Genomic DNA, 25302 nt, shown 5'->3' with positions numbered 1-25302 from the left:
TAGCCGGTGCTTTGTACTTAAAGACAGATTTGTATGATCTTAGTGTCACATATCAGTTACCGGACGGAAGTTCTGTAAACTTTGCAAATATGTCATGGACAGGAACAGGTACAAATCATGTTACTTCAAACCCATATCTGAAATCATTGTCGGCAGGAAAAGATATAGATCTTGCAATGCCTACAGTGGCAGGATATTCATATGACAGTGTAGACGGAACACTTCCGGCAGGTATTAACAATAATAACGGTTCTATAACAGGAACAATGCCTACAGCCAATACAGATATTGTTATAAAGCTTGCAAAAGAGGAAGTGAGATACAAGTTTGATTCAAATGGCGGAAATACTATAGCTGATAAGGTGGAGCCTGTACAATCAGGAGCATCAATATATACAGCTGCAGATTTACCTACTCCGTCGAAGCTTGGATTTGTATTTGACAGATGGGAAAAATATAATGACAATGATCATAGCGGTACATATACTACCGGAGATACGGATATAGCTGCATTTACATCATTCCCAAGTCCTTCAGTCAAAGGAACAGTTTATCTTTATGCTAAATGGACACCTGATACAACACAGTATCCTGTGACAAGAAGCCATAAGAATATGAATGCGACTTTGCCGTTGAACTTCGGTTCAGACATAACCAATCATTCAGTAACAACTAATGTAACAAAGAATCCTGTAACAATACCGGGATATGATTACAATAGTGTAACGGTTAATCCGGCAAGTGTAGGAACTATAAATACAGGTTCAGGAAATGTTACTATAGCAAGCATGCCTCCAAGAGGAATAAGCGTAAACTATAGATATAGAGTAAATCCAAGTGTTAAACAGCCGTTTACTGTTAAGCATCAAGATGCTGCAGGAAATGATTTGATAACACCGATAGTTGAACAAAGAAGAGCTGAACAGCCTATATCGGCAGCTCCTGATGCAACAATTACAGGATATACATATAATACATTCAGCATTGTAGCCGGTGGAACTTCAAACTTGGTAGCTGAAACACCTACAACACCGGGTCAATATATAATAGGTCTTGACCAGCCTGGAATGATAACGGCAAATAATACAACAACAGGTGAGTTTAGAGGCTTTATGCCGAATCAGCCTGTTACAATAATATATAAGTATAATGCTGATGCAGGAATGAACCTTGTAAGAAGGTATATTGACAGATTAAATAACAGAATAATTGCAAGTCAAGTAGATGCGATGAATCCTGGAGATACAGTAAATGCATCAATACCGGCAGCAGGAACTACAGAAGGTGACAGACTCTACGGATATGCATGGGATGCTTCATCAAGCGTAACATTGGATCCTGCAAGTTCTCTTACTGTAGGAGCCGGAGGTACACTTACAGGTACTATGCCTCTTAGCGGAAATGGTATAAGAGCAGATTATAAATTAGGTAGAGACGCATCAAAGTGGAGAGATATCAACTTTGCTGTAGCGGCAACACCTAACAACAACGGTTCAATCAATCCGTTACCGGCAGGAGCACCGACAAGTTTCCTTGCAAATGACGGAAGTGCGGCAGGTAATGCGAACGCTTATACATTTGATAAGTTAAAGACAGAAGGCTATGTACCTGATATCACACCGAACAGATATTATAAGTTTGACGGATGGTATCTCGACGCGGCAGCAACACAGCAGGTAAACGGTACAGATACATTCCCTACAGGAACAACACCGCTTACACTTTATGCCAAGTTCGTAGAGGACCCAAGTCAGTGGTTCGATATTAACTTTGCAGCCGGAAGCAACGGTTCAATCTCAGCTCCGGCAACACTTCATGTTCCATATGATTACACATGGAATCAGATATCAACACAGTTGCCGACAGCTACACCTGTAGCCAACTATATATTCAACGGTTGGAAGGATCCTAACGGAACACCTATGCAGGCAACAAGCACACTGACAAATCATGCAACATATACTGCAATATTCAGTCAGGACCCTAATACTTGGGGTACAAATACAGGTAACATCACACCGACAGGACGTATCGGAAACGACGGTAGCGGTGAGATAGTAATAGACGGTACAACACCTGGTAACGTATATGTTATCAGCGATCCTAACGGTAATATAGTAGCGGTAGTTCCGGGAGATTCGGTGGGTAACAGAACAGTAGTTCCAAACCTTATCCCTGGCGCTCATTACAATGTACAGGAAGGAACACCTGATACACATGCTACAGTAGGTCAGCCTATTTCTTCTATAACAGGTACATCGGTATCTACACCGCAGGATGTATATGTACCTACAGTAGACAGCAACTACAATATAGGATACGATCCTGACAATGACGGTATGGCACAGATCGTTATCAACCCGGCAGATCCTGATGCGGACTATGCACTTATAGACGAGAACGGAAATGTCGTTCCATACCCTGGAAGTGACAACGGCTGGATGACTCCTGTAGGAAACAATCCTTCAACAGTTACTTTCAACAACCTAAACCCTAATGAAACTTATACAGTAGTGGCAAGAAAGAAGGGCGACAGCTCTATTCCTAACCCGCTCACTAAGCTTCCTGACGGTAATCAGATAATAGCAAACCCTGGAGATATGGCTGACGCACCTAAGTACGTTGTAGAGACTAAGGACGGTAGCGTAGTATCTGTAGGAACAACAAGTGTCGGAAACGATACATATGATCAGGCAAAGGCAGGAGAGACAGTAACCATTCATGCAGATCCTGTTAATGCAAACGGCAAGAACTTCCTATATTGGCAGGTACTTGCAGGAAGAGCTGTAGGAGTTAGCGGTAATATTACACAGGCTGACTACACATTCACTCTTTCAAATTCAAATATTGTACTTAAGGCTGTATATGAACCTACCAAGATAGCAGGTGATGATGCGGATCTTACAGAGACAATAAGAGGCGGTAGTGCCGGTGAGTTCGGACTTGATCCAAACCAGATTCCGGGACTTGCAAATACACTTACAACACCGCTTGACAGATCACTTAACAGTGTAAACGGTGCAAACATAGAATATAAGGTTGTATTCAACAAGAGAGACGCAAAGACAAATGAGAAGACTGCTGTAAAACCTGTTTCAATTTCAGGTATCGACCATCCTGATGCACATACAGCTGCATACGGACTTGATATCCAGCTTGAAAGATATGTAAACGGCAGACTTGTAAACAACGGTATCGTTGCAACCGCTTCAAACGCAACAGTTGATGTGATAGCACAGCTTCCTGCAGAGGATGTTGATCAGCTTGATTATCAATTATATGATGTAACACCTGACAATGCAGGTAATATAACACCTGTTGAAGTAACAATTACAACCGATGTGGCAAACAATGCCGGACTTCTTAAGTTCACAGGTAACTTGCAACATTCATATGTACTTGTTTACTCAAAGACATTCAAGGTTACATTCATTGACAACAAACCTGTACTTGACAACTTACACTTGAATGATACAAGCAGAAACTTCTATAAGAAGTTCAAGGTAAGAAGAAAAGAAAACGTAGAAGACAGCTACTATTCAAGCGACTATGCGGCAGTCACTGCATATGCACAAAATGATGTGGCAAATGCACTTGTAACACCGTTTGAAGATATCTACGGTGTACAGTATGACTACAAGAACTGGTCAAAGAAGGAAGATAAGCTTTCTGTATACGACACAACAAGCCCTGTAACAAAGAGAATGGTTATCTATGCTTACTACTCCGACAACAGAAAAGAAGTAGCAAAGGCAAGAGTAGATCTTGGCGATACTATTGATATAGCTAAAGATCTTACAGGAGATCCGTATCTTAAGGCAGGTGAGGTTGCCGAGATCAACGAGGCAATTGCACATGCACTTGAGACTCTCAGACAGGCAAGAGATCTTGTAGCTCCTGACGGTACTACATATCTCAGACAGGCAAACTGGGCAGAGCTTCAGCAGGCCATTGATGCACTTAGAGCAGTTATCAATAAGTACTCAAAGGGTGCAAGCGACAGACAGGCTGCAAGAATTAAGAGAACCGGCGGTGCCAGCGGCGGTGGTAACTCATCAAGCGGTAGAGGAAGTAAGCTTCTGACTCCGGGAGAGAAGTCACAGCAGAGTACAGCAAGAAACGAAGGCAGCAATGTAAGAGCGTTCGTACTCGGCGTAGACGGTGCTTGGGAGAAAAACCCTGTAACAAAGGGATGGTCATTCGTACTTAACGGAGGAACACCTATCAACGATATGTGGGGTATGATCACATTTGATGACAACACAGGAAAGAAAGTATCTCGCTGGTATTACTTCGACGGTCAGTCAACTATGGCAACAGGTTGGGTATATGACTCAAAGAACGGTAACTGGTATTATATGAATACAAATGAAGGTCCTGATCTCGGTCAGATGGTAACAGGCTGGGTAAAGGATCCTAAGACAAACAAGTGGTATTACATGAATGACAATACAGGTATCCTTGTAACAGGATGGCATCTTGATAAGCAGGACGGTAGATGGTATTACCTGAATTCAAACGGTGAGATGCTTACAGGATGGCAAAATATCGGTGGTAAGTGGTATTATTTCAACACCAATACTCCACAGAAAACCTATGAGTGGGATGCCGCCGCATTCAAGTGGAACTACTTGAACAATAGTGTAAGACCGTATGGTTCTATGTATGCCGGTGAGAAGACTCCTGACGGCTACACTGTAGATGCTAACGGTGCTTGGAACTAAGTGACATAGGAGAAAAAATGAGAAGAAAGACAATAAAAGCAAAGGTTTCTGCTGCATTGTCTGCGAGTATGGCTCTTGTCATGCTCGCACCGGCAATGCCGGCATATGCGGCAAACGGTGATATCACTTTTGACTTTGCTACTCTTAATCCTTCTGTTAAGTGGTTAAGTAATAAGACTATAAGTGGTGGTACTCCGGGAAGTATAATAAAGGGAAGTGCACCTCTAACCGGAAGCGGTCTGGAAACAGACAGTAACGATTATGTGTATATGCCTTTTTATAAAACTTCTCCAACTGCCGGATATGATTATAATGATGCAACAACATTTTACGGCAGTAATTGGAAAGGGCTTGATCTTGACGGCTACAAGATAGATGCGTGGTATAATGGACCTAACGGTAGGTATTCACAAGAGATGGACAGACTTGATCAGACAAGATATCCATATACAACCAGTACATATTATATGGGTCTGAAAGCTGATACAAGTAAATACTACAATATCAATGTTACTCATGTACCTGCAAACAGTAATGTCTTTGTACCGGGAATTGACGGAAATACAAAGGGAAGTTATAACAATACAAATCATAGTGCTGCAGACAGTGCTGTAAATACACTTAAGTATTTCCAAACAAACCCGATAACAGAGATCGGTGGATTCAAGATAGTAAATACAAGCCTAAATGACACTGTTAGTATTGTAAATCCTACAGGAAGTGCAACAAGAACTCTTACTGACACCAATTTTACTTATAATGACGGTACAGTATCGGGAAATGCTATAAACAGAGATGTTAACATTCAATATAAGTATGATGTTGATACAAGCAAAGTGTTTACATTAAGCATTGAAGATAACATATATCAGGTTGATCCGACTACAGGTCTTGCTACTTTGGTTAAAAATCAGGTAAGAAAGACAGAGCATAGGCCTACAGGCTTTGATGTCGGAACATCTAACATTAAAGACGATCCTAATATAACAGCAAACGGTATGTATATGCTTGTAGGTTCTACCGTAGGTACTACAACAGCACCTACAGTTAAGCTTAGTGCTGCAGATGATCCAAAAGAGAAGGCTGATGTAAAGTATGTAAAGGATGAGGCAGTAATTAACCGAACAGGAAACAATTATTCAAATCTTAATAAGTATTTGATACATAATACAAAGAATGCCAGCAAGGGATTACCTGCCGGACAGGCACCTACAGGAGTTGATCCTAATGAGATTAAGGTGGATGCATCCAATAAAGTTATCGGACATATGCCAAACCAAGGTGTTACAGTTACATATAACTATGTTTTAAATCCTAACTTTAGAACACATATAAATGTAATATATCAGGATGCTGACGGAAACAATATTACAGATAAGGTTATAAATAAATTAGGTAACATATCTGCAGACCCTAACACATCAACAAACCAAACGGCAGCGACATTAAATACTGTTTACAGTGCACCGCTTGGAACAACCGGTGAACAACTTGTAGCATATGTAAATAATGCATCTACAAGCGGTATAGATATACCTGCTCCAAAGCTTGATTTGTATCAACCGAATCCTACTATAGATGCGGTAAACCTTCCAAGTTGGATAAATTCATATACACCTACATCAGTTTCTTCACTTAACGGAAGCTGGTCACTTGGTACAAATGAGAAATTCCATGTAGGAGTAAGTACAGCATCAGGAGCACCGTCAACAAGTGAGACACTTATTGTAACTTACAGAATAAACCCGTCTGCAGTTGTAGGAGTTCAGGCTGAGACAAATACAGGCGGAAAGTTAATGGTAGGCAGTGCCGAGTATGATCCGGGAAATATAAATCACGTTATCACACGTGCAAGGGAGAATATAAACGCCACAAATAACACTTATGAGTTGACTCTTAAGGAAAGTTACTTGCCTACACCTACACCGGATCCGGGATTTGAGTTTGATCATTGGCAGTATGATAAGGATGGAAACGGATTTGTAGATGCACCTTCATCTTCACCGTTTGACTTTACAATTACAGGAATACCGTCAAGTGTATCAAATATAACAATCAAAGCATTGTTTAAGGAAAATCCTAATACATTAAACACATATAACTTTGTTTCATCAGATACACGACATGTAGGTCTTTTACAGGGCGGTATAGCAAAGTTACCGAATATAGATATAAGCGGTAACCCTAGAACATTGACATTTGCAGACTTGGCAAATTATGTTGATGAAGCGGCAGGTGGAATAACAGTTGCTTCAGGATATACAGTTGTATGGAAGGACAGCAGCGGTGCAGTGGTAACACCTGCAACAGATATTACAAGCATGAACGGCATGACATTCACAGCTTATGCCGTACCTAATACACCGGCTACTCCGTATAATCCGATACCTACACCAAGTCTTAATCCGACTACAGGAGAGCCTGTTATAGCAATAGATCCTTCAAATTCAATGAATCCTTCGGGATCTGCATTAATTGATGCAAGACTTAACTATGTAGTAACAGATAACAGCGGCAATGTAGTAGCGGTAGTACCGGGTAGTGATGTTTTAACCAACGGTGCGAACATTACAGGACCGTTCCTAACACCGGGTAATACATATAATGTATATACAGCATTGCCAAGTGCAAGTGTAGCAGTGGGATTGCAGATACCTACAACAGGGGGAGTAAGCACTACACCGTCACCTGCAACAATACCGGTAGCACCTACACCACAGGTAACTGAAGACAGTGCAAATCCGGGAAGAGCAAGTATTAAAGTAAGTCCTACAGCACCTAATACAGAGTATGCATTGGTAGACGATAACGGAAATACAGTATATCCGTTCACTACACCGACAAACAATTCACATGGAGTCGGTACCGTGACATTCGGAAATCTTGATCCGGGAAGAACATACCATGTAGTACCGAGACAGACAGGAAGCAATGATACACCTGCTCAAAGACAGGCGGCAGGAGCGGATTTACCTGTAAGCACAAACAATCTCGGTTTAACAGTAAATACATTTGATGTAACAGTTATTGCAAATAATGCAGCATTACCTGCAAACTTCAAGATAAACGGTCAGGCGGAAACAGATATCAACAAGCTTAGAAATCTTGCACCTGGAACAACGGTAGAGATTTTGGCACAGCCGCTTGATAATGCATCAAATACATTCAGCAACTGGGAAGTTGTAAGCGGCTTACCAAGCAGCAGTGCAACAACCAATGCAAGAATCACATTTACAATGCCGAACAGACCTGTAAAGGTACAGGCAATGTATAGTGACGGAACAAGTTGGGACGGAAATGTATATAACGACAATATCTCTTCAGGAAAGTCAATAGGAGCTGTAAATCCTGTTATCAATGATACAGGAAGATTCAGAGTTGTTATTGATAAGAACAGTGTACCTACACCTATAAAGAACCTGATAGCAGATACACTTACAGATACATACAGTGCAGTATTCCTTATGAATATCAAGGTACAAAAGTTTGATACTGCAACAAACAACTGGGTGGATTATACACCGGCAGGAGGAAGTATCAATCTTGATACAACTGTAGAGACAGGAGCATTGATGTCAACAAGAGAATACACATTCCATGAGTTGGCAACAAGCTCAAATGCGGTAAGTGCATTAAGCGGAGATTTTGAGAATCCAAGCTCAACATATCCGGGACAGTTTGATATTAACCTTCAATCAGGAAAGAGCTATATCTTCGGATACACAACACCTGTAGTATATAAGGTAAAGATAAAGGATAACAGAGACAACTCTCTTATCACAAACTTTACAATAAGATCAACAGAGGTTGTAAACGATAAGGCAAGCCTTTATTCAGGAAGTATCACAGGTGATTACATTGACAACAACGGTATCACATGGCATTATGAAGGACTGAGTACCGATAAGGATACATATCAGGCATATGATCCTACATTGAGAGTAACATCTGATGAGACTTTATATGTATTCTATTCAAACGATAAGGTTGCAAGAGCAAAAGCTGAGAGAGATTTAACTTCAGCAGTGAATGATGCAAGAAGAAGCTTAAGAGACTACGATGCAAATTCACAGGGAAGATTAACAGCACAGTTGGCTGCAGCACAGGCAATCTTAGACAGAATCAACAGAAAGTCATCAACAGCGGAACTTCAGGCAGCGCTTGATGCATTGAACGCTTTATTGCCGACATTGAACTTAAGAAACGGCGGCGGCGGAAGAGGTCGTGGTGGCCGTGGCGGTTCAGGCGGAGGTTCTGGAAGCGCCGGAAGAAGAGCGGCAGCCGGACAGACAGCCGGACTTAGAGTAGGTCAGGACGGTAACTGGGAGTTATTAAATCCTGCGCAGGCTACAGCAAACCCTGACAGCAGCAAGTGGGTATTCAACCTCACAGCAGGCGGAAGAGTAAAGGGCTGGGCTTATCTAAGCTATACATACGAGGGTCAGACAAAGTCTGAGTGGTATCACTTCGGTGATGACAACATCATGAACTCAGGCTGGTTCTTAGACGGAAATACATGGTATTATCTGTCAATGAATCATAACGGATTCTTCGGAGAGATGGTAAAGGGATGGCATCATGACGGCCAGGACGGCAGATGGTACTATCTTGATGCAAACAACGGAGCTATGCATACAAACTGGAGCAAGATAGGAGGAGAGTATTACTTCTTAAATCCTACAGCACCGGCACAGACATGGTTCTATGATAACGCTACAGGCAGATGGAATTTCGGAGACGTGAACTCAAGACCACTTGGTTCAATGTATCAGAATGAAAATACACCTGACGGATATCATGTAAATGAAAGCGGAGCTTGGAGAAGATAATCTAAGTAAAGCATAATGTGGGGCTCTCGCACTTAGGTGCGGGGGCCTTTTTGTATACATCTTGAAAATATTGGTGAAAAAATTTATAATATATATAAGTATTTTTGATGCGTAAAAAGATTTTATTTATACTATAACCAATTTGAAGGAGATTTCATTATGGGTAAGATTGAGGTTGAAAAAAAGGTAAGAGAGTTGGAGGCATTGGACGGCATTACTCTTGCTATATGGGGGCTGAAACCCGGTGACGAGAATGAAAGATATGTTGTAAGCTTTGATATAAGCATAAATACAATTTTTGATTTGATGTCGTTTACAGAGTATGATATGGAAAGCGGTGATTTTGAGCCGAATCTGAATGATATATTTATTTTAGATACGTTCTATGACTGCTTAATGAACTTCTCGAATATTACAGTGGAATATCTTGCAGAGAATGAGATAAACATATATGTACCTGTAGGTAACAGCTTTACAAAGCTGGAAATTCGATATATTGAGTATGAAGAGGTGGCCTTGACAGGTTATGAAAGGGTGGCAAAATGCCATGGCGAGAAGCCTTTCAAGGTGGGTGTTTTTAACTATGATACTATGGAATACGATAACTTCCCACAGGATTTTGTAGTAGATGATTCTAAGTTTTATTGCTACGGATAATCAAAGAGACTTCGGCATTGCGGGTCAGGGAGCTGTAGCGGGATACCTGATGGTAAAAGGGGTATGTCTATTTTTAGAAAGTAAGAGTTGATAATGAAGGTACTTAATTTTGGTTCACTAAATCTGGATTATGTATATGATGTAGATCATTTCGTGAGAGAGGGAGAGACTATATCCTCAACAGACATGAATGTGTTTTGTGGCGGAAAAGGGCTTAACCAGTCTGTGGCTTTGGCAAAGGCAGGTATAAAAGTATATCATGCCGGAGCAGTGGGAAGTGCAGACGGAGCTATGCTTTTGGAGGCACTTTCTAATGTGGGAGCCGATATATCTTATATAAAGCGATATGATATGTCATCGGGACATGCCATTATACAAAAAAACAGAGCAGGTAATAATTGCATACTTTTATATGGAGGTGCAAATCAAAATATAGGCATTGACTTTATCAAAGAGGTATTAAAGGATTTTGATAAAGGAGATATACTTTTACTTCAAAATGAGGTGAGTAATCTTTCATTTATTATAGATGAGGGATATAAAAGGGGAATGATCATTGTATTAAACCCCTCACCTATAAATGAAAAAATATTTGAATGTGATTTGGAAAAGGTGGAATATCTTATACTCAATGAAATAGAGGCTGCGGATATACTTGGAGCCTCAGACACCGGTGAAGATGAGCTGATAGAGAAGTTGACAAAAAGATTCCCGGGAATGAAGATAGTGTTGACTTTGGGAGAGAAGGGCTCTGTATATGTGGACGAGACTCAGAAGATAAGACAGGAAATATACAAGGCTGATGTAGTTGACACTACGGCAGCAGGTGATACCTTCACAGGCTACTTTATAGCAGGGCTGGTTGCAGGTATAGATGTTGCAGCATCTTTAAAGCAGGCTGCCCGGGCTGCAAGTATTACAGTAAGCAGAAAAGGTGCATCACCAAGTATTCCGTTTGCAAAAGAGGTTTGCGAAAGACAATAGAGAAGAGTGTATCTTAAGTATTTTACTTTAGGTACGCTCTTTTTAAATGTTATAAATTGATTGCAGCAAAATAAAATTTTGAATCTAATACTTACTGCCGAGACTTTGAAATCTCGGCAGTAAGTAAAATTGTTAAAACAATATAAGCTTGATATTATGTTAAATTATATGAGATGGTACTCTTTTAATAATATGTCTCTGTACTCTTCATCTCCAACAGCTTTTTTTAATTTATCAAAGTTGCATTCAGCAAGTAATATTTCGTAGAGCTTGTTTACAATATGTTTATATATCTTTTCATCTTTTATAATGCGACTACTAAATCCGTATTTTCTGCTTGTTTCAAAATCATCATTTGTATTATATTCGAACATATAGAGATGCTCCTTTGCATTAAGTATTGTAGAACTTTAAAGTAATTGATTGTAAATATAAGTTAAAAAGTTTTAAACGGTATATCAGCTGAAATCTTTTAATAAGTCATACTCTTTTAAGAGCTCGTATCTGTAGGCTTCATCCTTGGTAGCTCTTTTAAGCTTGTCCATACTGCCTTCATTAAGCAAGATTTCATATAGACGGATTATGATATTGGCCCCTTCCAGCTTGCCCTTTTGTATACCTTCTTGGATCCCCTCAAGCTTACCTTTTTGTATACCTTCTTGTATTCCCCTTTGAAGTCCTTCTTGAATACCTCTTTCAACACCTTCGTCTATCATAGCATGAATAACATCGCACATATAATGAGCCTCCTTTATCTTAGTATTTTCAATTGATTTTTCAAAAACCTCGTCACCTGTCATAGCAGACATTAAGTCTAAAACCTCCTGCATATGCTGTACAAAGTATTTTTCAGGGTTATAGTTGTGGTTTGTCCTCACTTGATAAAGATAGTCGACAAGTACCCTAAAGTCACTTTTGAACAGCTTTCGCTTTTCTTCATCAAGGAAGGCGATTTCAAAGACATTGATATTGTAGTCGCTGACAAACGGCTTCAGGCAGTCATCTACGTTTAACAGCCCTAAGATATTTTTTGGATAGTTCCATCTTTGTGAGTAGCCAAAGTACAGTACCAATGTGATTACAGGATAATTATCTTCATCAGCATGCTTTTTGTTGGCTTGCCTGCCATATTCGGCACCGTCATAGCTTATAACTCTAAAAGGCATCAGCTTGTTGGGAGATGTTTGGTTTTCAAAGCCCAGCATGGCAATATTTATCTTATTGTGTTGCCAATACTTTGATACATCTCTGTTCTGATGGTGTATACGCCTGTCCATCTTAAGTGAGCTGACTGTAGGCGTGTCAATTAAAGAGTTTTCCTTAACAATGCGCTTACCGTTAAACAGCAATACATTTACAATGTCTGCAAATACGTCATTGTAGTGTTCAAGCATTTTTTGAGTAATATCTTTTTCTTGCATATTTCTCCTTTCTATTATAACAAAGAAATTTTTTAGAATCCATGTCCCTGTGAAATTTAGGATATACAAACAGAAAGTATATAGAATAAAATCACGAACATATAAGAACAAGTACTTTGATTGTAGCAAAGTTTAACATCATAAACAATTGACATCGTGTATAAAAATAATTGATAAAATATGTAGGTAATACACAATTATTGGATAACATTAAGCTGCTTTAGGATTGTTATAAGATACGGAAAGAATTACGGAAACCGGCATGTGAAAGATAATCTATGATATTTACACGCCGATATATAAAATAGACTCAAATAAAAATATGAAGTACCGGGTTATATGAGATGGTATTCTTTTAAAAGCTCGTATCTGTAAGCTTCATCCTTGGTAGCTCTTTTAAGCTTGTCCATACTGCCTTCATTAAGTAAGATTTCATATAGACGGATTATGATATTGGCCCCTTCCAGCTTGCCTTTTTGGATACCTTCTTGAATACCTTCCAGCTTGCCCTTTTGGATCCCTTCTTGGATCCCCTCCAGCTTTCCTTTTTGTATTCCCATTTGAAGTCCTTCTTGAATACCTCTTTCAACACCTTCGTCTATCATAGCATGAATAACATCGCACATATAATGAGCCTCCTTTATCTTAGTATTTTCAATTGATTTTTCAAAAATCGTGTCACCGGTCATAGCAGACATTAAGTCTAAAACCTCCTGCATATGCTGTACAAAGTATTTTCAGGGTTATAGTTGTGGTTGGCTCTTACCTGAGTAGAACTTTAAAGTAGTTGATTGTACATGCGAGTTAAAATATTTTAACCGGTATGTCAGCTGAAGTCTTTTAATAAGTCATACTCTTTTAAGAGCTCGTACCTGTAAGATTCATCTTTGGTAGCCCTTTTAAGTTTGTCCATACTGCCTTCATTAAGCAAGATTTCATATAGACGGATTATGATATTGGCCCCTTCCAGCTTGCCTTTTTGTATACCTTCTTCTCTGCCTTCTTTTCTACCTCTTTCAACACCTTCGTCTATCATAGCATGAATAACATCGCACATATAATGAGCCTCCTTTATCTTAGTATTTTCAATTGATTTTTCAAAAATCGTGTCACCGGTCATTGCAGACATTAAGTCTAAAACCTCCTGCATATGCTGTACAAAGTATTTTTCAGGGTTATAGTTGTGGTTGGTCCTCACTTGATAAAGATAGTCGACCAATACCCTAAAGTCACTTTTGAACAGCTTTCGCTTTTCCTCATCAAGGAAGGCGATTTCAAAGACATTGATATTGTAGTCGCTGACAAACGGCTTTAAACGGTCGTCTACGTTTAACAGCCCTAAGATATTTTTGGGATAGTTCCATCTTTGTGAGTAGCCAAAGTACAGTACCAATGTGATTACAGGATAATTATCTTCATCAGCATGCTTTTTGTTGGCTTGTCTGCCGTATTCGGCACCGTCATAACTGATAACTCTAAAAGGCATCAGCTTGTTGGGAGATGTTTGGTTTTCAAAGCCCAGCATGGCAATATTTATCTTATTGTGTTGCCAATACTTTGATACATCTCTGTTCTGATGATGTGTATGTCCGTCCATCTTAAGTGAGCTGACTGTAGGCGTATCGATTAAAGAGTTCTCCTTAACAATGCGCTCACCGTTAAACAGCAGCACATTTACAATATCTGCAAATACGTCATTGTAGTGTTCAAGCATCTTTTGAGTAATATCTTTTTCTTGCATATTTCTCCTTTCTATTATACCAAAGAAATTTTTTAGAATCCATGTCCCCTGTGAAATTTAGAATATACAAACAGAAAGTATATAGAATAAAATCACGAACATATAAGAATAAGTACTTTGATTGTAGCAAAGTTTAACATCATAAACAATTGACATCATATATAAAAATAAGTAACAAAATGTGTGGATAGTACACAATTATCCAATGAGTTTTTAATATTTCAACTCTGAACGGAATATCGAAGGACCTTGTTTTCAAATGATATTACTTTATGCTTTTTTTGATAAACATCAGCGTTCAGATTTTATATTTCTATCAAAAAATATATCAGAATATGGTATAATATATGCAGTGTTTTTTGCCACAAGATTTGGTAGGTTTTTATGTAAGAGGAGGCGAATATGGCAAAGTATTTTCCGTTGTTTATTGATATAAGCAACAAGACATTTTTGGTGGTAGGTGCCGGAAATATAGCTGCAAGAAGAATTCTAAAACTTAAGGAGTTCGGTTGCAAAATAATAGTTGTAGCAAAGTCTATAGTAGTGACTATAATGGATTTGCAGGATGACAGGTTGATTTTAAAGGAAAGAGCTTATGACAGTTCGGACGTTGTAGGTGTTGACTATGTTATAGCCGCTACCAATGATAAGGAGCTGAATGAAAAGATAGTCTGGGATTGTAATAGGGCAGGAATCATGGTAAATGATGCATCAAACTATAAAAACTGTGATTTCTATTTTCCGGGAATTGTGACAGAAGAAGAGATGGTAATAGGCGTGACATCATCAGGAAGCAATCACAGATTGGCAAGAAGGGTTGCAAGTGAAATCAGGTACAATATAAAAGATTTGGTCAGCAGATGCAAAAAAGAACTGGAAGAAGACCCGAACGCAGAAAAATTTGACTGATATAAGAGGAGAGATATGTTTAGAAACAGAAGACTAAGAGCAAATGCAATTATCAGGAATATGGTCAGAGAGACCAGAATAAGCAAGGATTCGCTCATTTATCCTATGTTTTTTGAAGAGGGAGAAAATATCTTCGAAGAGATAGAGTCAATGCCCGGGCAGTATCGTATGAGTATAGACAGATGTGACAGTGTTATAAAAGAGTTGCTGGATGCAGGAGTCGGTGCTGTAATGCTCTTCGGTATACCGAAACATAAGGACGAGGTGGGAAGTGAAGCGTATCACGACCACGGTATTGTACAGGAAGCTATCAGATATATAAAGGAAAACTATCCTATATATGTGATAGGTGATGTATGTATGTGTGAGTACACTTCACACGGACATTGTGGAATACTGAAAGGATATGATGTTGACAATGATACCACTATAAAGTACATTGCAAAGATTGCTCTGTCACAGGTGGAGGCAGGAGCCGATATGGTGGCACCTTCAGATATGATGGACGGAAGAGTAAGTGAGATTAGAGAGTTGCTTGATGCAAACGGCTATGAGAATATTCCGATAATGTCATATTCCGCAAAGTATGCTTCGGCATTTTACGGACCCTTCAGGGCGGCGGCAGATTCGGCACCTGCATTTGGAGACAGAAAGACTTATCAGATGGATGTGCACAATATAAGAGAAGCATTGAAAGAAGTTTATGACGACGTGGCGGAAGGTGCGGATATAGTTATGGTAAAGCCGGCTATGAGCTTTTTGGATGTGGTGACAAAGGTAAAGGAAATAACGGATATTCCGGTGGCCGCATACTCTGTAAGCGGAGAATATGCTATGGTGAAGTCTGCGGCAAAAAACGGCTTTATAGATGAAGAGAAAATAATGTGTGAGATGGCGGTTTCGGCATTCAGAGCGGGAGCCGATATATATATCACATACTATGCAAAAGAATTGGCAAAATGTATAGATAAGGGGTTAATAGGTTGAAAAAAGGGTTAATAGTTGCAAGTTTCGGAACAACACATGATGATACAAGAGAAAAGACAATAGATGTAATCGAAAATGAAATCAAGAATAAGTATAAAGACAGTATTATATTAAGAGCTTGGACCAGCGATATTATAAGGGCGAAGTTAAAAAAGAGATATGGTGTGCATATCAACGATATAAAAGAGGCGATTGAAGAGGCTCTTTGGCTTGGGGTCGATGACTTGCTTATTATAAGCACTCATATCATAGACGGCATTGAAAACAATAAGGTCAAAGAAGTGGCGGCTTCATATAAGGATAAATTTTCAAGTATAAAGATGGGTAATGCGTTACTTGAAAATGATGAAGACTTTGAGTATCTTATAAAAGAGCTTGATTCACTATATGAAAAAGAAGACGGAGCGGCATATCTTTTGATGGGGCACGGCTCGGACCATGAGTCAAACAAGATATATGAGTTACTCAGAAACAGATTTGTAGAATGCGGCAGAGATGATATTTACATAGCCTGTGTAGAAGGTTATCCGTATATTGAGGACGTACTTCCGCAGCTTTCAGGATATAATACTGTGCATTTGTCTCCGTTTATGATAGTTGCAGGTGACCATGCAAAGAATGATATGGCAGGTGATGAGGACAGCTTTAAGAGCATACTTGAAGATATGGACAAGAATGTGGATTATGAGCTTAAGGGACTTGGAGAGTATGATTTTGTCAGAAGGCTTATACTAAAACATGCTGATGAGGCGAATTATGTTTCATAAAGAAATAATAAGAATCGGTACAAGGAAAAGTGCTTTGGCGCTTGCACAGACTAAAATGGTGGGGGATGCTATAAAAAATAGCTTCCCCCATATAAAAATAGAATATATTCCTATTAACACACTCGGAGATAAGAGACTTGATATCTCCTTGCAGGAAATAGGCGGAAAAGGGCTGTTTACAAAGGAGCTTGAAGAAGCGCTTATAAACGGTGATATAGATTTGGCAATACATTCCGCAAAGGATTTGCCGCTTGAATTTGACGGCAGACTTAAACTTATGCCTGTATTAAAAAGAGGCATTGTAAGAGATGTACTGGTTATAAAAAATGATTGTCCCACAGATTTGGAGATAAGAGATCTGCCTTACGGGTTCAGAATAGGTACAAGCTCAAAAAGAAGGTCCGAACAGGCCATGCTTTTGAACGACAATATAAAAGTGGTACCTATAAGAGGAAATGTACTTACAAGAATCGGTAAGATATTTTTGGGTGATACCGACGGAGTTATCTTGGCTAAGGCAGGGCTTGACAGACTTTTGGCTGATAAAAAGTATGCGGCGGAATGTGAAGAACTGCTTGGGAAAGTAAATATTATAGATATAAAAGAGACTGATATACTGCCGGCTCCGGCTCAGGGAATACTTTGTGCGCAGTATGCTGCTGATGATATGGCGGAGGTTTTAAAAAAAATACAGGATGAGACCTGCAATACTTTATTTAATGCGGAAAGAAGATACTTAAGTGTATTACAGGCGGATTGCCATACAAGTGCGGGTATATACATAAAAAAGAAATTGGATAATTACAGTATAAATGCTTACTTTGAAGGTGAATATCAAAGCGCCGATACAAAGGAAAAAGAACTTTTAGATACAGTGGAGAAAATAGCAATCAAACTTAAGAGGAAAGATGTTTAATAAAGAAGTAAAAAAGGTTTCACTTGTAGGTGTGGGGCCGGGAGATGAAAGTCTACTTACATTAAAGGCGTTGGAATGTATACAAAATGCGGATGTGTTGGTATATGACAATTTGATAAATCCTACTGTTTTAAACAAGGCGAGATTAGATGCAAAGCTTATCTATGCCGGAAAGATATCGGGAAATCACTACCTGACTCAGGATAAGATAAATGAGACTATTGCAAAGTATGCCACGTCCGGTGAATATGTAGTCAGATTAAAGGGGGGCGACCCCTATATTTTTGGCAGAGGCGGTGAGGAAGCCGAATACCTTATAGAAAGATGCATTGATTTTGAGATAGTGCATGGAGTCAGCTCATTTTATGCAGGACTTGGTTATGCAGGTATACCGATTACATTCAGAGGTGAGGCGACATCGTTTCATGTCTTTACCGGGCACAGAAAAAAAGGAGAGCCGCTTGACCTTGATTTTAAAAATATTGCAAAGAGTGACGGCAGTCTTGTATTTTTGATGGGAATATCCAATCTTCCTCTTATAGTGAACGGACTGCTCTCAAACGGTATGGATCCTCATATCGGTGCCGCTGTTGTGGAAAACGGTACAAGGTACAATCAAAGAGTGTTCAGAGGTGAACTTTGCAGTATAGAAGAGATTGCAAAAAAAGAAAATGTAGTTTCACCTGCATTGATTGTAGTGGGCGATGTGTGTAAAAAGGATTTGTCATTCTTTAATAAATCCAAGCTGCCGCTTTCAGGTAAAAATATACTCCTGACTGCAACAAGGTCGCTTGCAGAAAAAATGGCAAAAAGATTTAAAGAAACGGGCGCCAATATATGTGAGATGAGTCTTATTGCAATAAAAGAGATAGAAATAGAAAGAGAAAAGCTTTTATCTGAGATTAACGATTCCACACATATTTTATTTACCAGCTCAAACGGTGTGAATATATTTTTTGAACAGATAAAAAGATATGGTATTGATATCAGAAGTCTCTATAATAAGAAGATATGCGTTATAGGCAGCGGAAGCGGGGAAGCTTTGAATAAATACGGAGTGAATGCGGACTTTATTCCAAGTAAATTTGATTCAAAAAGCTTCTTGGATGAAATCCTTCTTAAACTTGATAAAGACAGTAAGGTCCTTATGCTCAGGGCAAAGATCGGAAGTGATGTATTGCCGAAAGGACTTAAGAGTGCGGGAATTTCCTTTAGCGATATTCCGGTTTATGATACAATAATTGACCATAGGAAAAAGTTTGAGCTCAACAAGGATATAGAAAACTTTGACTATGTTGTGGCGGCAAGTGCAAGCGGGGCAAAGGCTCTTGTGGAAATGATTGAAGATAAAAAAATGCTTTCAGGAAAAGTGGTTTCAATAGGACCTGTGACCACAAAGGCACTTGTAGAACTTGGTATAGAAAATATAATTACAGCAAAGCGATATGATGTAGAGGGAATAATAGATGCAATCAAAAAATTATAAAAAATCGGAAAAGTATTTTGATTTATCAAAGAAGTATATTCCGGGAGGGGTGAACTCTCCCGTTCGTGCCGCAAGAGCGGTACACTGTGACCCTGTTTTTATAAAATCGGCTCTCGGCTCAAAGATATATGATGTGGACGGAAACGAATATATAGATTATGTATGTTCATGGGGACCTGCAATATTGGGACATGCCTATCCTACAGTAACAGAGAAGGTAAAGAAGGCGTTGAAAAAGGGATTAAGCTTCGGAGCGCCTACAAAAAAAGAGTATATTCTTGCAGAGATGATAAATGAGGCAATGCCTGTTATGGAGCAGGTAAGACTTGTAAACTCAGGTACGGAGGCTACCATGAGTGCGATAAGACTGGCAAGAGGATATACAAAGAAGGATTTGATTATAAAGTTTACAGGATGTTATCACGGACATTCCGACGGGCTTTTGGTAAAGGCGGGAAGCGGCGTACTTACAGAGGCGATTTCTTCAAGCGGCGGTGTACCGAATGACTATGCAAGGGATACTCTGGTAGCGGAGTTTAACGATTCCAAGAGTGTAAGTGCACTGTTTGATAAGTACAAGGGTAAGATTGCCGCAATTATAGTGGAGCCTGTAGCTGCAAATATGGGTGTAGTACCTCCAAAGGAGGGCTTCCTTGAGTTTTTAAGAAAAATTACAACAGAGAATGATTCGCTTTTGATATTTGATGAAGTTATAACAGGATTCAGATTGGCAAAGGGCGGTGCCTGTGAGTACTACGGTATAGAGCCTGATATTGTTACAATCGGTAAGATAGTAGGCGGAGGTATGCCTCTTGCAGCTTATGGCGGAAAGAAAGAAATCATGGCATGTATCAGTCCTTTGGGTGATGTGTATCAGGCAGGTACACTTAGCGGCAATCCTATAGCCACTGCTGCAGGTATAGCCACATTAAAAGAGCTTTTTGAACATCCTGAAATATATAAGAATATAGATGAGAGCACAAAAACTCTTGCTGAAGGTATTGAAAAAATAATGAATTCAGATAAAAAGAGAGTACATATAAACAGAGTAGGTTCTTTGATGAGTGTATTCTTTACTGCAAAAGATGTGAGCTGTTACGAGGATGTGCTTAGCTGTGACCTTGATAAATATGCAAGCTACTACAGATTTTTAAGAGATAACGGTATATATATTGCGCCGAGTCAGTTTGAGGCGGCTTTCATATCCGCGGCACATGACAGTGAAGATATAAAGAATACACTGGATGTAATAAAGAGATTTGGGGGAGTTGAATGATTTTACTTCTGAGTCTCAGCTTTAAGAATACTCCGCAAAAGGTGAGAGAATATTTTGCCTTTGGGGATGAGGACAAGAAAAAACTGCTTCTTACACTGTGCAGTGAAGAACCTATAGATGAGGCGGCGGTACTTGTGACCTGTAACAGAACTGAGATATATATAAGTACGCATGAAGAGAATACCAATACTTTGATAAGCCTTATTTTAAAAAAGTGTGAAGATATTATAGGTAGGGATATAGAACATTTGAGAGATTATATACTGTGCTATACCGGAAGGGGTGCTGTAAGCCATTTATATATGGTAAGTGCAGGGCTTGATTCGATGCTTATCGGAGAAGACCAAATACTTGGGCAGGTAAAGGATGCTATAGAATTTGCAAGAAAATGTAACACTTCACATCTTTATCTGAATACTCTTTTTAGAGATGCCGTTACCGAGGCAAAGAAGATAAAGACGGAGACACTTATATCAAAGTCCGGAGTATCTACCGCAACGCTTGCATTAAGAGTTGCAAAGGATGAGTTGTCAGGTTTTGAAGGGAAGAAGCTGCTTATAATAGGTGCGTCAGGTAAGATAGGAAGCATTGTCTTAAAGAATGCCCTAAGCTACGATTTTTCACAAATTTATGTCACAAAGAGAAGCCACAATATAGATATGTCGCCTAATGCAGAGGGAAAGGTAAGAATAATCGAATACAATGACAGATATAAGTATGTGGATGATGCGGATATTATAATCTCTTCCACAAGCGGACCGCATTTTACTTTGACTATGGAGCATATAAAAAACAACTTAAGTAAAGCCTGCAAAAAGATATTTGTGGACTTGGCTCTGCCTTGTGATATTGATGAGAGGGTAAAAAGCTTGGAGGGTGTATCATATTACAATATGGATGATATGAAAAAATATGCCAAGGAAAACAACGAAAAGAAAAAGCTCAGTATTGAAAAAGCAAGGGAGATGGCAGCAGACGGAGTTGAGAAGTTCTTAAAATGGGAACTGTTTCAGGAAAATTGGCAAGTCTTTTTGGATGCGACAAAGAGTCTTGAAAAAGAAATAGCAAGAATTGGTGAGAGAAAGACGCTTGAACATCTGTTTTATAAGATTAGAGATAACGGAAGTCTGGAGGCACTGCAATCACTGATTGAAACGCTTTCAAGTTAAAAAATTTTGTCATTTTTTATGAGGTCTTATTTCAAATATAAGGCCTTTTTTTGACTCTAAAAAACATCATTATATACAATTATATCAGATAATAATATATATATAGCGAAAATAGATTTTTTAAAAAGTTTTTGCAAATAAAAAATAGCATAAAAAATATAAATCAAACAATAAAATATTGAAAAATAGCTTAAAAGTATGTTATTATATAGATGCATAAAGATTTGCACAAATTGACAGTAGATTGACTTGATATGTTAGACAGAAATAAGGGGTGAACCGGTCCTTATATTGAAGTATTTTTAATGGACGTAAGCATTACTTCAATATTAAATACATACGGTTAGGTTACAAAAAAACGTTAGGAGGTATAGTCATGGAGGACTATATTTTATCATGCAGCTCCACCGCAGATATGACTAACGGGTATTACTCTAGTAGGGATATTCATCATATTGACAGTACATATTCTATTGATGGACAGATATATGATGAAAGTATGGGAGAGAGCGTGCCTTTATCGGATTTCTATGAGAAGATGAGAAATGGTATAAATCCGACAACAAGTCAAATCGACATGGCAGATTACAAGGAATACTTTAAGAAATTTTTGGAAGACGGTAAGGATATATTACATATTTGTCTTTCATCAAGTATATCCGAATCGTATCTGACCGCGACGGCAGCAGCAGAAGAACTAAAGGGGGAATATCCTGAAAGACAATTACATGTAGTAGACTCTTTGTCCGCATCGGCAGGCATGGGCTTGCTGATTGACATTTTGGCGGACAAAAGGGACGAGGGAATGCCTATTGACAAATTGAAGCTCTATGCGGAGAATTCAAAAAAGTATATCAATCATTGGTTTTTCTCAACCGATTTGACTACTTATCTGAAAGAAGAAAGCTTGACAAACTTTACATATAAGATAGGTAAGACACTTAACTTCTGTCCGCTTATGTGTGTGGACGGAGACGGTAAGCTGGTCGTGATTGAAAAAGTGAAGACCAAGAAAAAGACCATGGAAGCCATTGTTTCAAGAATGGAAGTACAGGCGGTCGACGGCAAGAGATATACAGGAAAATGTTTTATCAGTCACGCAGATTCAGAAAAAGAGGCCACAAAACTTGCAAGTATGCTTGAGGCCCGCTTCCCGAATCTAAAAGGGAATGTTGAAGTAAAAGAGATAGGTCATATAATAGGTGCACATACCGGTCCGGGAACAGTCGCAGTATTTTTTATTGGAGACAAAAGATAATCATTAAGAAGTAAAAGATGCTTAGATTAGTATTGAAAAGTTTTCTTTCGATACTTGTCCAAGCATTTTTTGTTTGCATTCTCACTATTGTTACATCGGCGTTTAGGATATATAATAATAGTATTTGATTGAAGTAATAAGTGTATTATTTTGAAAGGAAAAGGCAAAAGAAGTAATGGAAGCATTTGCACTGGTAGAAAGAAACAGAGCCGAGATTATAGATGCACAAAGACCGGTATTTAAAAGTGAGTACAATGCTATACTGACTCCGGTGGCCATATCGGTATGCACATCGGATGTAAATACAGTATACGGCTCAGGTTCAAAAAAGCCCGACAATCTTATTTTGGGGCATGAAGCGGTGGCAAGAGTGGTTAAGGCAGGTGAAAGTGTAAGAGATTTCAAGGAGGGAGATATTGTGGCAGTGCCTTCCATGACTCCGAATTTTCACGACAAGGATATACAGGACGGTAATCTTTTGCATGCAGGGGCAAACTTCAGTGCAAATACACTTGGAAGAAGTACTCCGGGAGTCTTTGCAAGAGAGTTTGAAGTGGCGGATGCGGATCTTAATCTGGCACTTTTGCCTGAGGGGGTAAGCCTTGGCAGTGCACTTATGTGTACGGATATGGCGACAACGGGCTTTACAGGTGCAGAGAGGGTAAACTTCGGCGATACGGTTGTAGTACTCGGCATAGGCGGCGTAGGACTGATGGCAATATGCGGTGCCGCACTTCGAGGTGCCGGAAGGATTATTGCGGTAGGCAGCAGAGGAGCAAGTATTCCGCTTGCATATGAGTACGGAGCAAGTGAAGTGATATCTTACAAAGACCACAATATAGTCGAATATGTCCTTAAAGCGACAAACGGTAAGGGTGCAGATGTGGTAATAATTGCAGGAGGCAATGATAGGACTTTTTCAGATGCGATAGATATGGTAAGATATGGTGTCGGAAAGGTTGTAAATCTGAAACTTTTTACAGGAGACGGAAGTATGGAGATACCGAAGTTTTCTTCAGGAAGGGGTATGTCCGGTAAAAGTATATATATGGAGCTTGGAAAAGGCGGCAGAGTCAGGATGGAAAGACTCTTATCCATGGTAAAGTACAAAAGGTTTGAACCTGACAAGATGATTACACATACATTCAAAGGATTTGAGAATGTGGTGGAAGCATTACAACTTATGAAAGATAAGGGTAATGATGTTATAAAGACAATGATACTTACAGGATGGTAGAATGAAAAAAATAAGTGTGGTGGTACCATGTTATAATGAAGAAGAAAATGTGGTACCTATGGCAAATGCCATAAGGGAAGTATTCAAAAATGATCTTTCAGCTTACAAATATGAGATTATTTTTATTGACAATGATTCAAAAGACAGAACAAGAGAGTTGATAAGAGAACTTTGTAAGAATGACAAAGGTATCAAGGGTATATTCAATGCAAAGAATTTCGGACAGTTCAATTCTCCATACTACGGAATGTTACAAAGTACCGGAGACGCGACTATTTTGATGGCTGCGGATTTTCAAGATCCCGTGGAGATGATACCGAAGTATGTAAAAGCTTGGGAAGAGGGCTATAAGATAGCTATCGGAATCAAAAAATCCAGTCAGGAAAATAAAATAATGTATCACCTTAGGAGTCTTTATTACAGAACAATAAAGAAGCTTTCGGAGGTGGAACAGATAGAGCATTTTACAGGTTTCGGACTGTATGACAAGGCATTTATCAATGTTATGAGAGAGCTTGACGACCCGGTACCTTTTCTTAGAGGAATAGTTGCGGAGCTTGGATTCAGAAGGAAAGAGATTCCGTATGAGCAGCCGCAAAGAAGAGCGGGAAAGACCAGCAACAACTTTTATAAACTTTATGATGCGGCAATGCTTTCATTTACCGCATATACAAAGGTCGGACTTCGTCTTGCGACCTTTGCAGGTATTATACTCTCAGGACTGTCCATGGTAATAGCTGTGATATATTTGATTATGAAACTCTTATATTGGGACAGATTCCCGGCAGGGATGGCACCTATTCTTATAGGTATGCTTTTTTTAGGTTCTATACAGATATTTTTTATAGGACTTGTCGGTGAGTATATAATGACCATAAACCAAAGAGTGATGAACAGACCGCTTGTAGTGGAAGAAGAAAGAATCAATTTTGAAGAATAAA

18 protein-coding genes are annotated in these 25302 nt (G+C 39.1%); 14 read left to right on the top strand and 4 right to left on the bottom strand.

The window, feature by feature from the left end; translation table 11 throughout:
* Nucleotides 1-11: 11 nt before the first annotated feature.
* The 4 genes from EHW90_RS13645 (at nucleotide 12) to EHW90_RS10760 (ending at nucleotide 11194) form a co-directional block, all read left to right on the top strand.
* On the top strand, nucleotides 12-4724 hold the full coding sequence (locus EHW90_RS13645; RefSeq protein ID WP_279221904.1) for a hypothetical protein: 4713 nt from the start codon (nucleotides 12-14) through the stop codon (nucleotides 4722-4724).
* Between the two features lie 17 nt (nucleotides 4725-4741).
* Complete coding sequence (locus EHW90_RS13555; protein WP_243113988.1) at nucleotides 4742-9553, top strand: InlB B-repeat-containing protein; 4812 nt, start codon at nucleotides 4742-4744, stop codon at nucleotides 9551-9553.
* 159 nt (nucleotides 9554-9712) lie between these two features.
* The gene (locus tag EHW90_RS10770) at nucleotides 9713-10210 is read left to right on the top strand and encodes a hypothetical protein (protein WP_124952773.1); all 498 of its coding nucleotides are present in this window, start codon (nucleotides 9713-9715) and stop codon (nucleotides 10208-10210) included.
* 93 nt (nucleotides 10211-10303) lie between these two features.
* Nucleotides 10304-11194: a ribokinase gene (locus EHW90_RS10760; protein ID WP_124952772.1), complete on the top strand. Its 891-nt coding sequence runs from the start codon at nucleotides 10304-10306 to the stop codon at nucleotides 11192-11194.
* A 164-nt stretch (nucleotides 11195-11358) separates the two neighbouring features.
* Here EHW90_RS10760 and EHW90_RS10755 read toward each other — a convergent pair whose 3' ends face one another.
* The 4 genes from EHW90_RS10755 to EHW90_RS10740 form a co-directional block, all read right to left on the bottom strand.
* Nucleotides 11359-11568, bottom strand: a complete 210-nt coding sequence (locus tag EHW90_RS10755) for a hypothetical protein (RefSeq protein WP_124952771.1) — start codon at nucleotides 11566-11568, stop codon at nucleotides 11359-11361.
* Nucleotides 11569-11652: 84 nt separating this feature from the next.
* Complete coding sequence (locus tag EHW90_RS10750) at nucleotides 11653-12615, bottom strand: Rpn family recombination-promoting nuclease/putative transposase (protein WP_124952770.1); 963 nt, start codon at nucleotides 12613-12615, stop codon at nucleotides 11653-11655.
* A gap of 335 nt (nucleotides 12616-12950) precedes the next feature.
* Nucleotides 12951-13334 carry a FliH/SctL family protein gene (locus EHW90_RS10745; RefSeq protein ID WP_207667054.1) on the bottom strand — a complete coding sequence of 128 codons (384 nt, stop codon included), beginning with the start codon at nucleotides 13332-13334 and terminating at the stop codon, nucleotides 12951-12953.
* 107 nt (nucleotides 13335-13441) lie between these two features.
* Nucleotides 13442-14356, bottom strand: a complete 915-nt coding sequence (locus EHW90_RS10740; protein WP_124952768.1) for an Rpn family recombination-promoting nuclease/putative transposase — start codon at nucleotides 14354-14356, stop codon at nucleotides 13442-13444.
* Between the two features lie 402 nt (nucleotides 14357-14758).
* Between EHW90_RS10740 and EHW90_RS10735 the strand changes: the two genes are divergently transcribed.
* From EHW90_RS10735 to EHW90_RS10690, 10 genes are all read left to right on the top strand, one after another.
* Nucleotides 14759-15265, top strand: coding sequence for a precorrin-2 dehydrogenase/sirohydrochlorin ferrochelatase family protein (locus tag EHW90_RS10735; protein WP_124952767.1), 507 nt, complete (start codon nucleotides 14759-14761; stop codon nucleotides 15263-15265).
* A 15-nt stretch (nucleotides 15266-15280) separates the two neighbouring features.
* Complete coding sequence (gene hemB, locus EHW90_RS10730; protein WP_124952766.1) at nucleotides 15281-16252, top strand: porphobilinogen synthase; 972 nt, start codon at nucleotides 15281-15283, stop codon at nucleotides 16250-16252.
* Nucleotides 16249-17019, top strand: coding sequence for a sirohydrochlorin cobaltochelatase (locus tag EHW90_RS10725; protein ID WP_124952765.1), 771 nt, complete (start codon nucleotides 16249-16251; stop codon nucleotides 17017-17019). The genes hemB and EHW90_RS10725 overlap by 4 nt, the downstream gene beginning before the upstream one ends.
* Complete coding sequence (hemC, locus tag EHW90_RS10720; RefSeq protein WP_124952764.1) at nucleotides 17009-17935, top strand: hydroxymethylbilane synthase; 927 nt, start codon at nucleotides 17009-17011, stop codon at nucleotides 17933-17935. The genes EHW90_RS10725 and hemC overlap by 11 nt, the downstream gene beginning before the upstream one ends.
* Entirely contained in the window at nucleotides 17928-19421 is a 1494-nt protein-coding gene (gene cobA, locus EHW90_RS10715; RefSeq protein WP_124952763.1) for a uroporphyrinogen-III C-methyltransferase, read from the top strand. The genes hemC and cobA overlap by 8 nt, the downstream gene beginning before the upstream one ends.
* Complete coding sequence (gene hemL / locus EHW90_RS10710) at nucleotides 19402-20697, top strand: glutamate-1-semialdehyde 2,1-aminomutase (RefSeq protein ID WP_124952762.1); 1296 nt, start codon at nucleotides 19402-19404, stop codon at nucleotides 20695-20697. The genes cobA and hemL overlap by 20 nt, the downstream gene beginning before the upstream one ends.
* A complete protein-coding gene (gene hemA / locus EHW90_RS10705) occupies nucleotides 20694-21866 on the top strand; it encodes a glutamyl-tRNA reductase (protein ID WP_124952761.1) in 1173 nt (390 codons plus the stop codon). The genes hemL and hemA overlap by 4 nt, the downstream gene beginning before the upstream one ends.
* 376 nt (nucleotides 21867-22242) lie before the next feature.
* Nucleotides 22243-23124: a DegV family protein gene (locus tag EHW90_RS10700; protein WP_124952760.1), complete on the top strand. Its 882-nt coding sequence runs from the start codon at nucleotides 22243-22245 to the stop codon at nucleotides 23122-23124.
* 175 nt (nucleotides 23125-23299) lie between these two features.
* Nucleotides 23300-24361 carry a zinc-binding dehydrogenase gene (locus EHW90_RS10695; RefSeq protein WP_124952759.1) on the top strand — a complete coding sequence of 354 codons (1062 nt, stop codon included), beginning with the start codon at nucleotides 23300-23302 and terminating at the stop codon, nucleotides 24359-24361.
* 1 nt (nucleotide 24362) lies between these two features.
* Nucleotides 24363-25301 carry a glycosyltransferase family 2 protein gene (locus tag EHW90_RS10690; RefSeq protein ID WP_124952758.1) on the top strand — a complete coding sequence of 313 codons (939 nt, stop codon included), beginning with the start codon at nucleotides 24363-24365 and terminating at the stop codon, nucleotides 25299-25301.
* Nucleotide 25302: the final 1 nt, after the last annotated feature.

This window comes from Lachnoanaerobaculum orale (genome assembly GCF_003862485.1).
In the GTDB taxonomy this organism is placed as follows: Bacteria; Bacillota; Clostridia; order Lachnospirales; family Lachnospiraceae; genus Lachnoanaerobaculum; species Lachnoanaerobaculum orale.
Note: the sequence above shows the minus strand (reverse complement) of the source record. Positions and strands in the feature narration are given on the sequence as shown.

Bases quoted from the DNA above. Each gene is read 5' to 3' on its own strand.
- EHW90_RS13555 (WP_243113988.1), top strand. From the start codon at position 4,742: ATGAGAAGAAAGACAATAAAAGCAAAGGTTTCTGCTGCATTGTCTGCG.
- EHW90_RS10770 (WP_124952773.1), top strand. From the start codon at position 9,713: ATGGGTAAGATTGAGGTTGAAAAAAAGGTAAGAGAGTTGGAGGCATTG.
- EHW90_RS10760 (WP_124952772.1), top strand. From the start codon at position 10,304: ATGAAGGTACTTAATTTTGGTTCACTAAATCTGGATTATGTATATGAT.
- EHW90_RS10755 (WP_124952771.1), bottom strand. From the start codon at position 11,568: ATGTTCGAATATAATACAAATGATGATTTTGAAACAAGCAGAAAATAC.
- EHW90_RS10750 (WP_124952770.1), bottom strand. From the start codon at position 12,615: ATGCAAGAAAAAGATATTACTCAAAAAATGCTTGAACACTACAATGAC.
- EHW90_RS10745 (WP_207667054.1), bottom strand. From the start codon at position 13,334: ATGCAGGAGGTTTTAGACTTAATGTCTGCTATGACCGGTGACACGATT.
- EHW90_RS10740 (WP_124952768.1), bottom strand. From the start codon at position 14,356: ATGCAAGAAAAAGATATTACTCAAAAGATGCTTGAACACTACAATGAC.
- EHW90_RS10735 (WP_124952767.1), top strand. From the start codon at position 14,759: ATGGCAAAGTATTTTCCGTTGTTTATTGATATAAGCAACAAGACATTT.
- hemB (WP_124952766.1), top strand. From the start codon at position 15,281: ATGTTTAGAAACAGAAGACTAAGAGCAAATGCAATTATCAGGAATATG.
- hemC (WP_124952764.1), top strand. From the start codon at position 17,009: ATGTTTCATAAAGAAATAATAAGAATCGGTACAAGGAAAAGTGCTTTG.
- cobA (WP_124952763.1), top strand. From the start codon at position 17,928: ATGTTTAATAAAGAAGTAAAAAAGGTTTCACTTGTAGGTGTGGGGCCG.
- hemL (WP_124952762.1), top strand. From the start codon at position 19,402: ATGCAATCAAAAAATTATAAAAAATCGGAAAAGTATTTTGATTTATCA.
- hemA (WP_124952761.1), top strand. From the start codon at position 20,694: ATGATTTTACTTCTGAGTCTCAGCTTTAAGAATACTCCGCAAAAGGTG.
- EHW90_RS10700 (WP_124952760.1), top strand. From the start codon at position 22,243: ATGGAGGACTATATTTTATCATGCAGCTCCACCGCAGATATGACTAAC.
- EHW90_RS10695 (WP_124952759.1), top strand. From the start codon at position 23,300: ATGGAAGCATTTGCACTGGTAGAAAGAAACAGAGCCGAGATTATAGAT.
- EHW90_RS10690 (WP_124952758.1), top strand. From the start codon at position 24,363: ATGAAAAAAATAAGTGTGGTGGTACCATGTTATAATGAAGAAGAAAAT.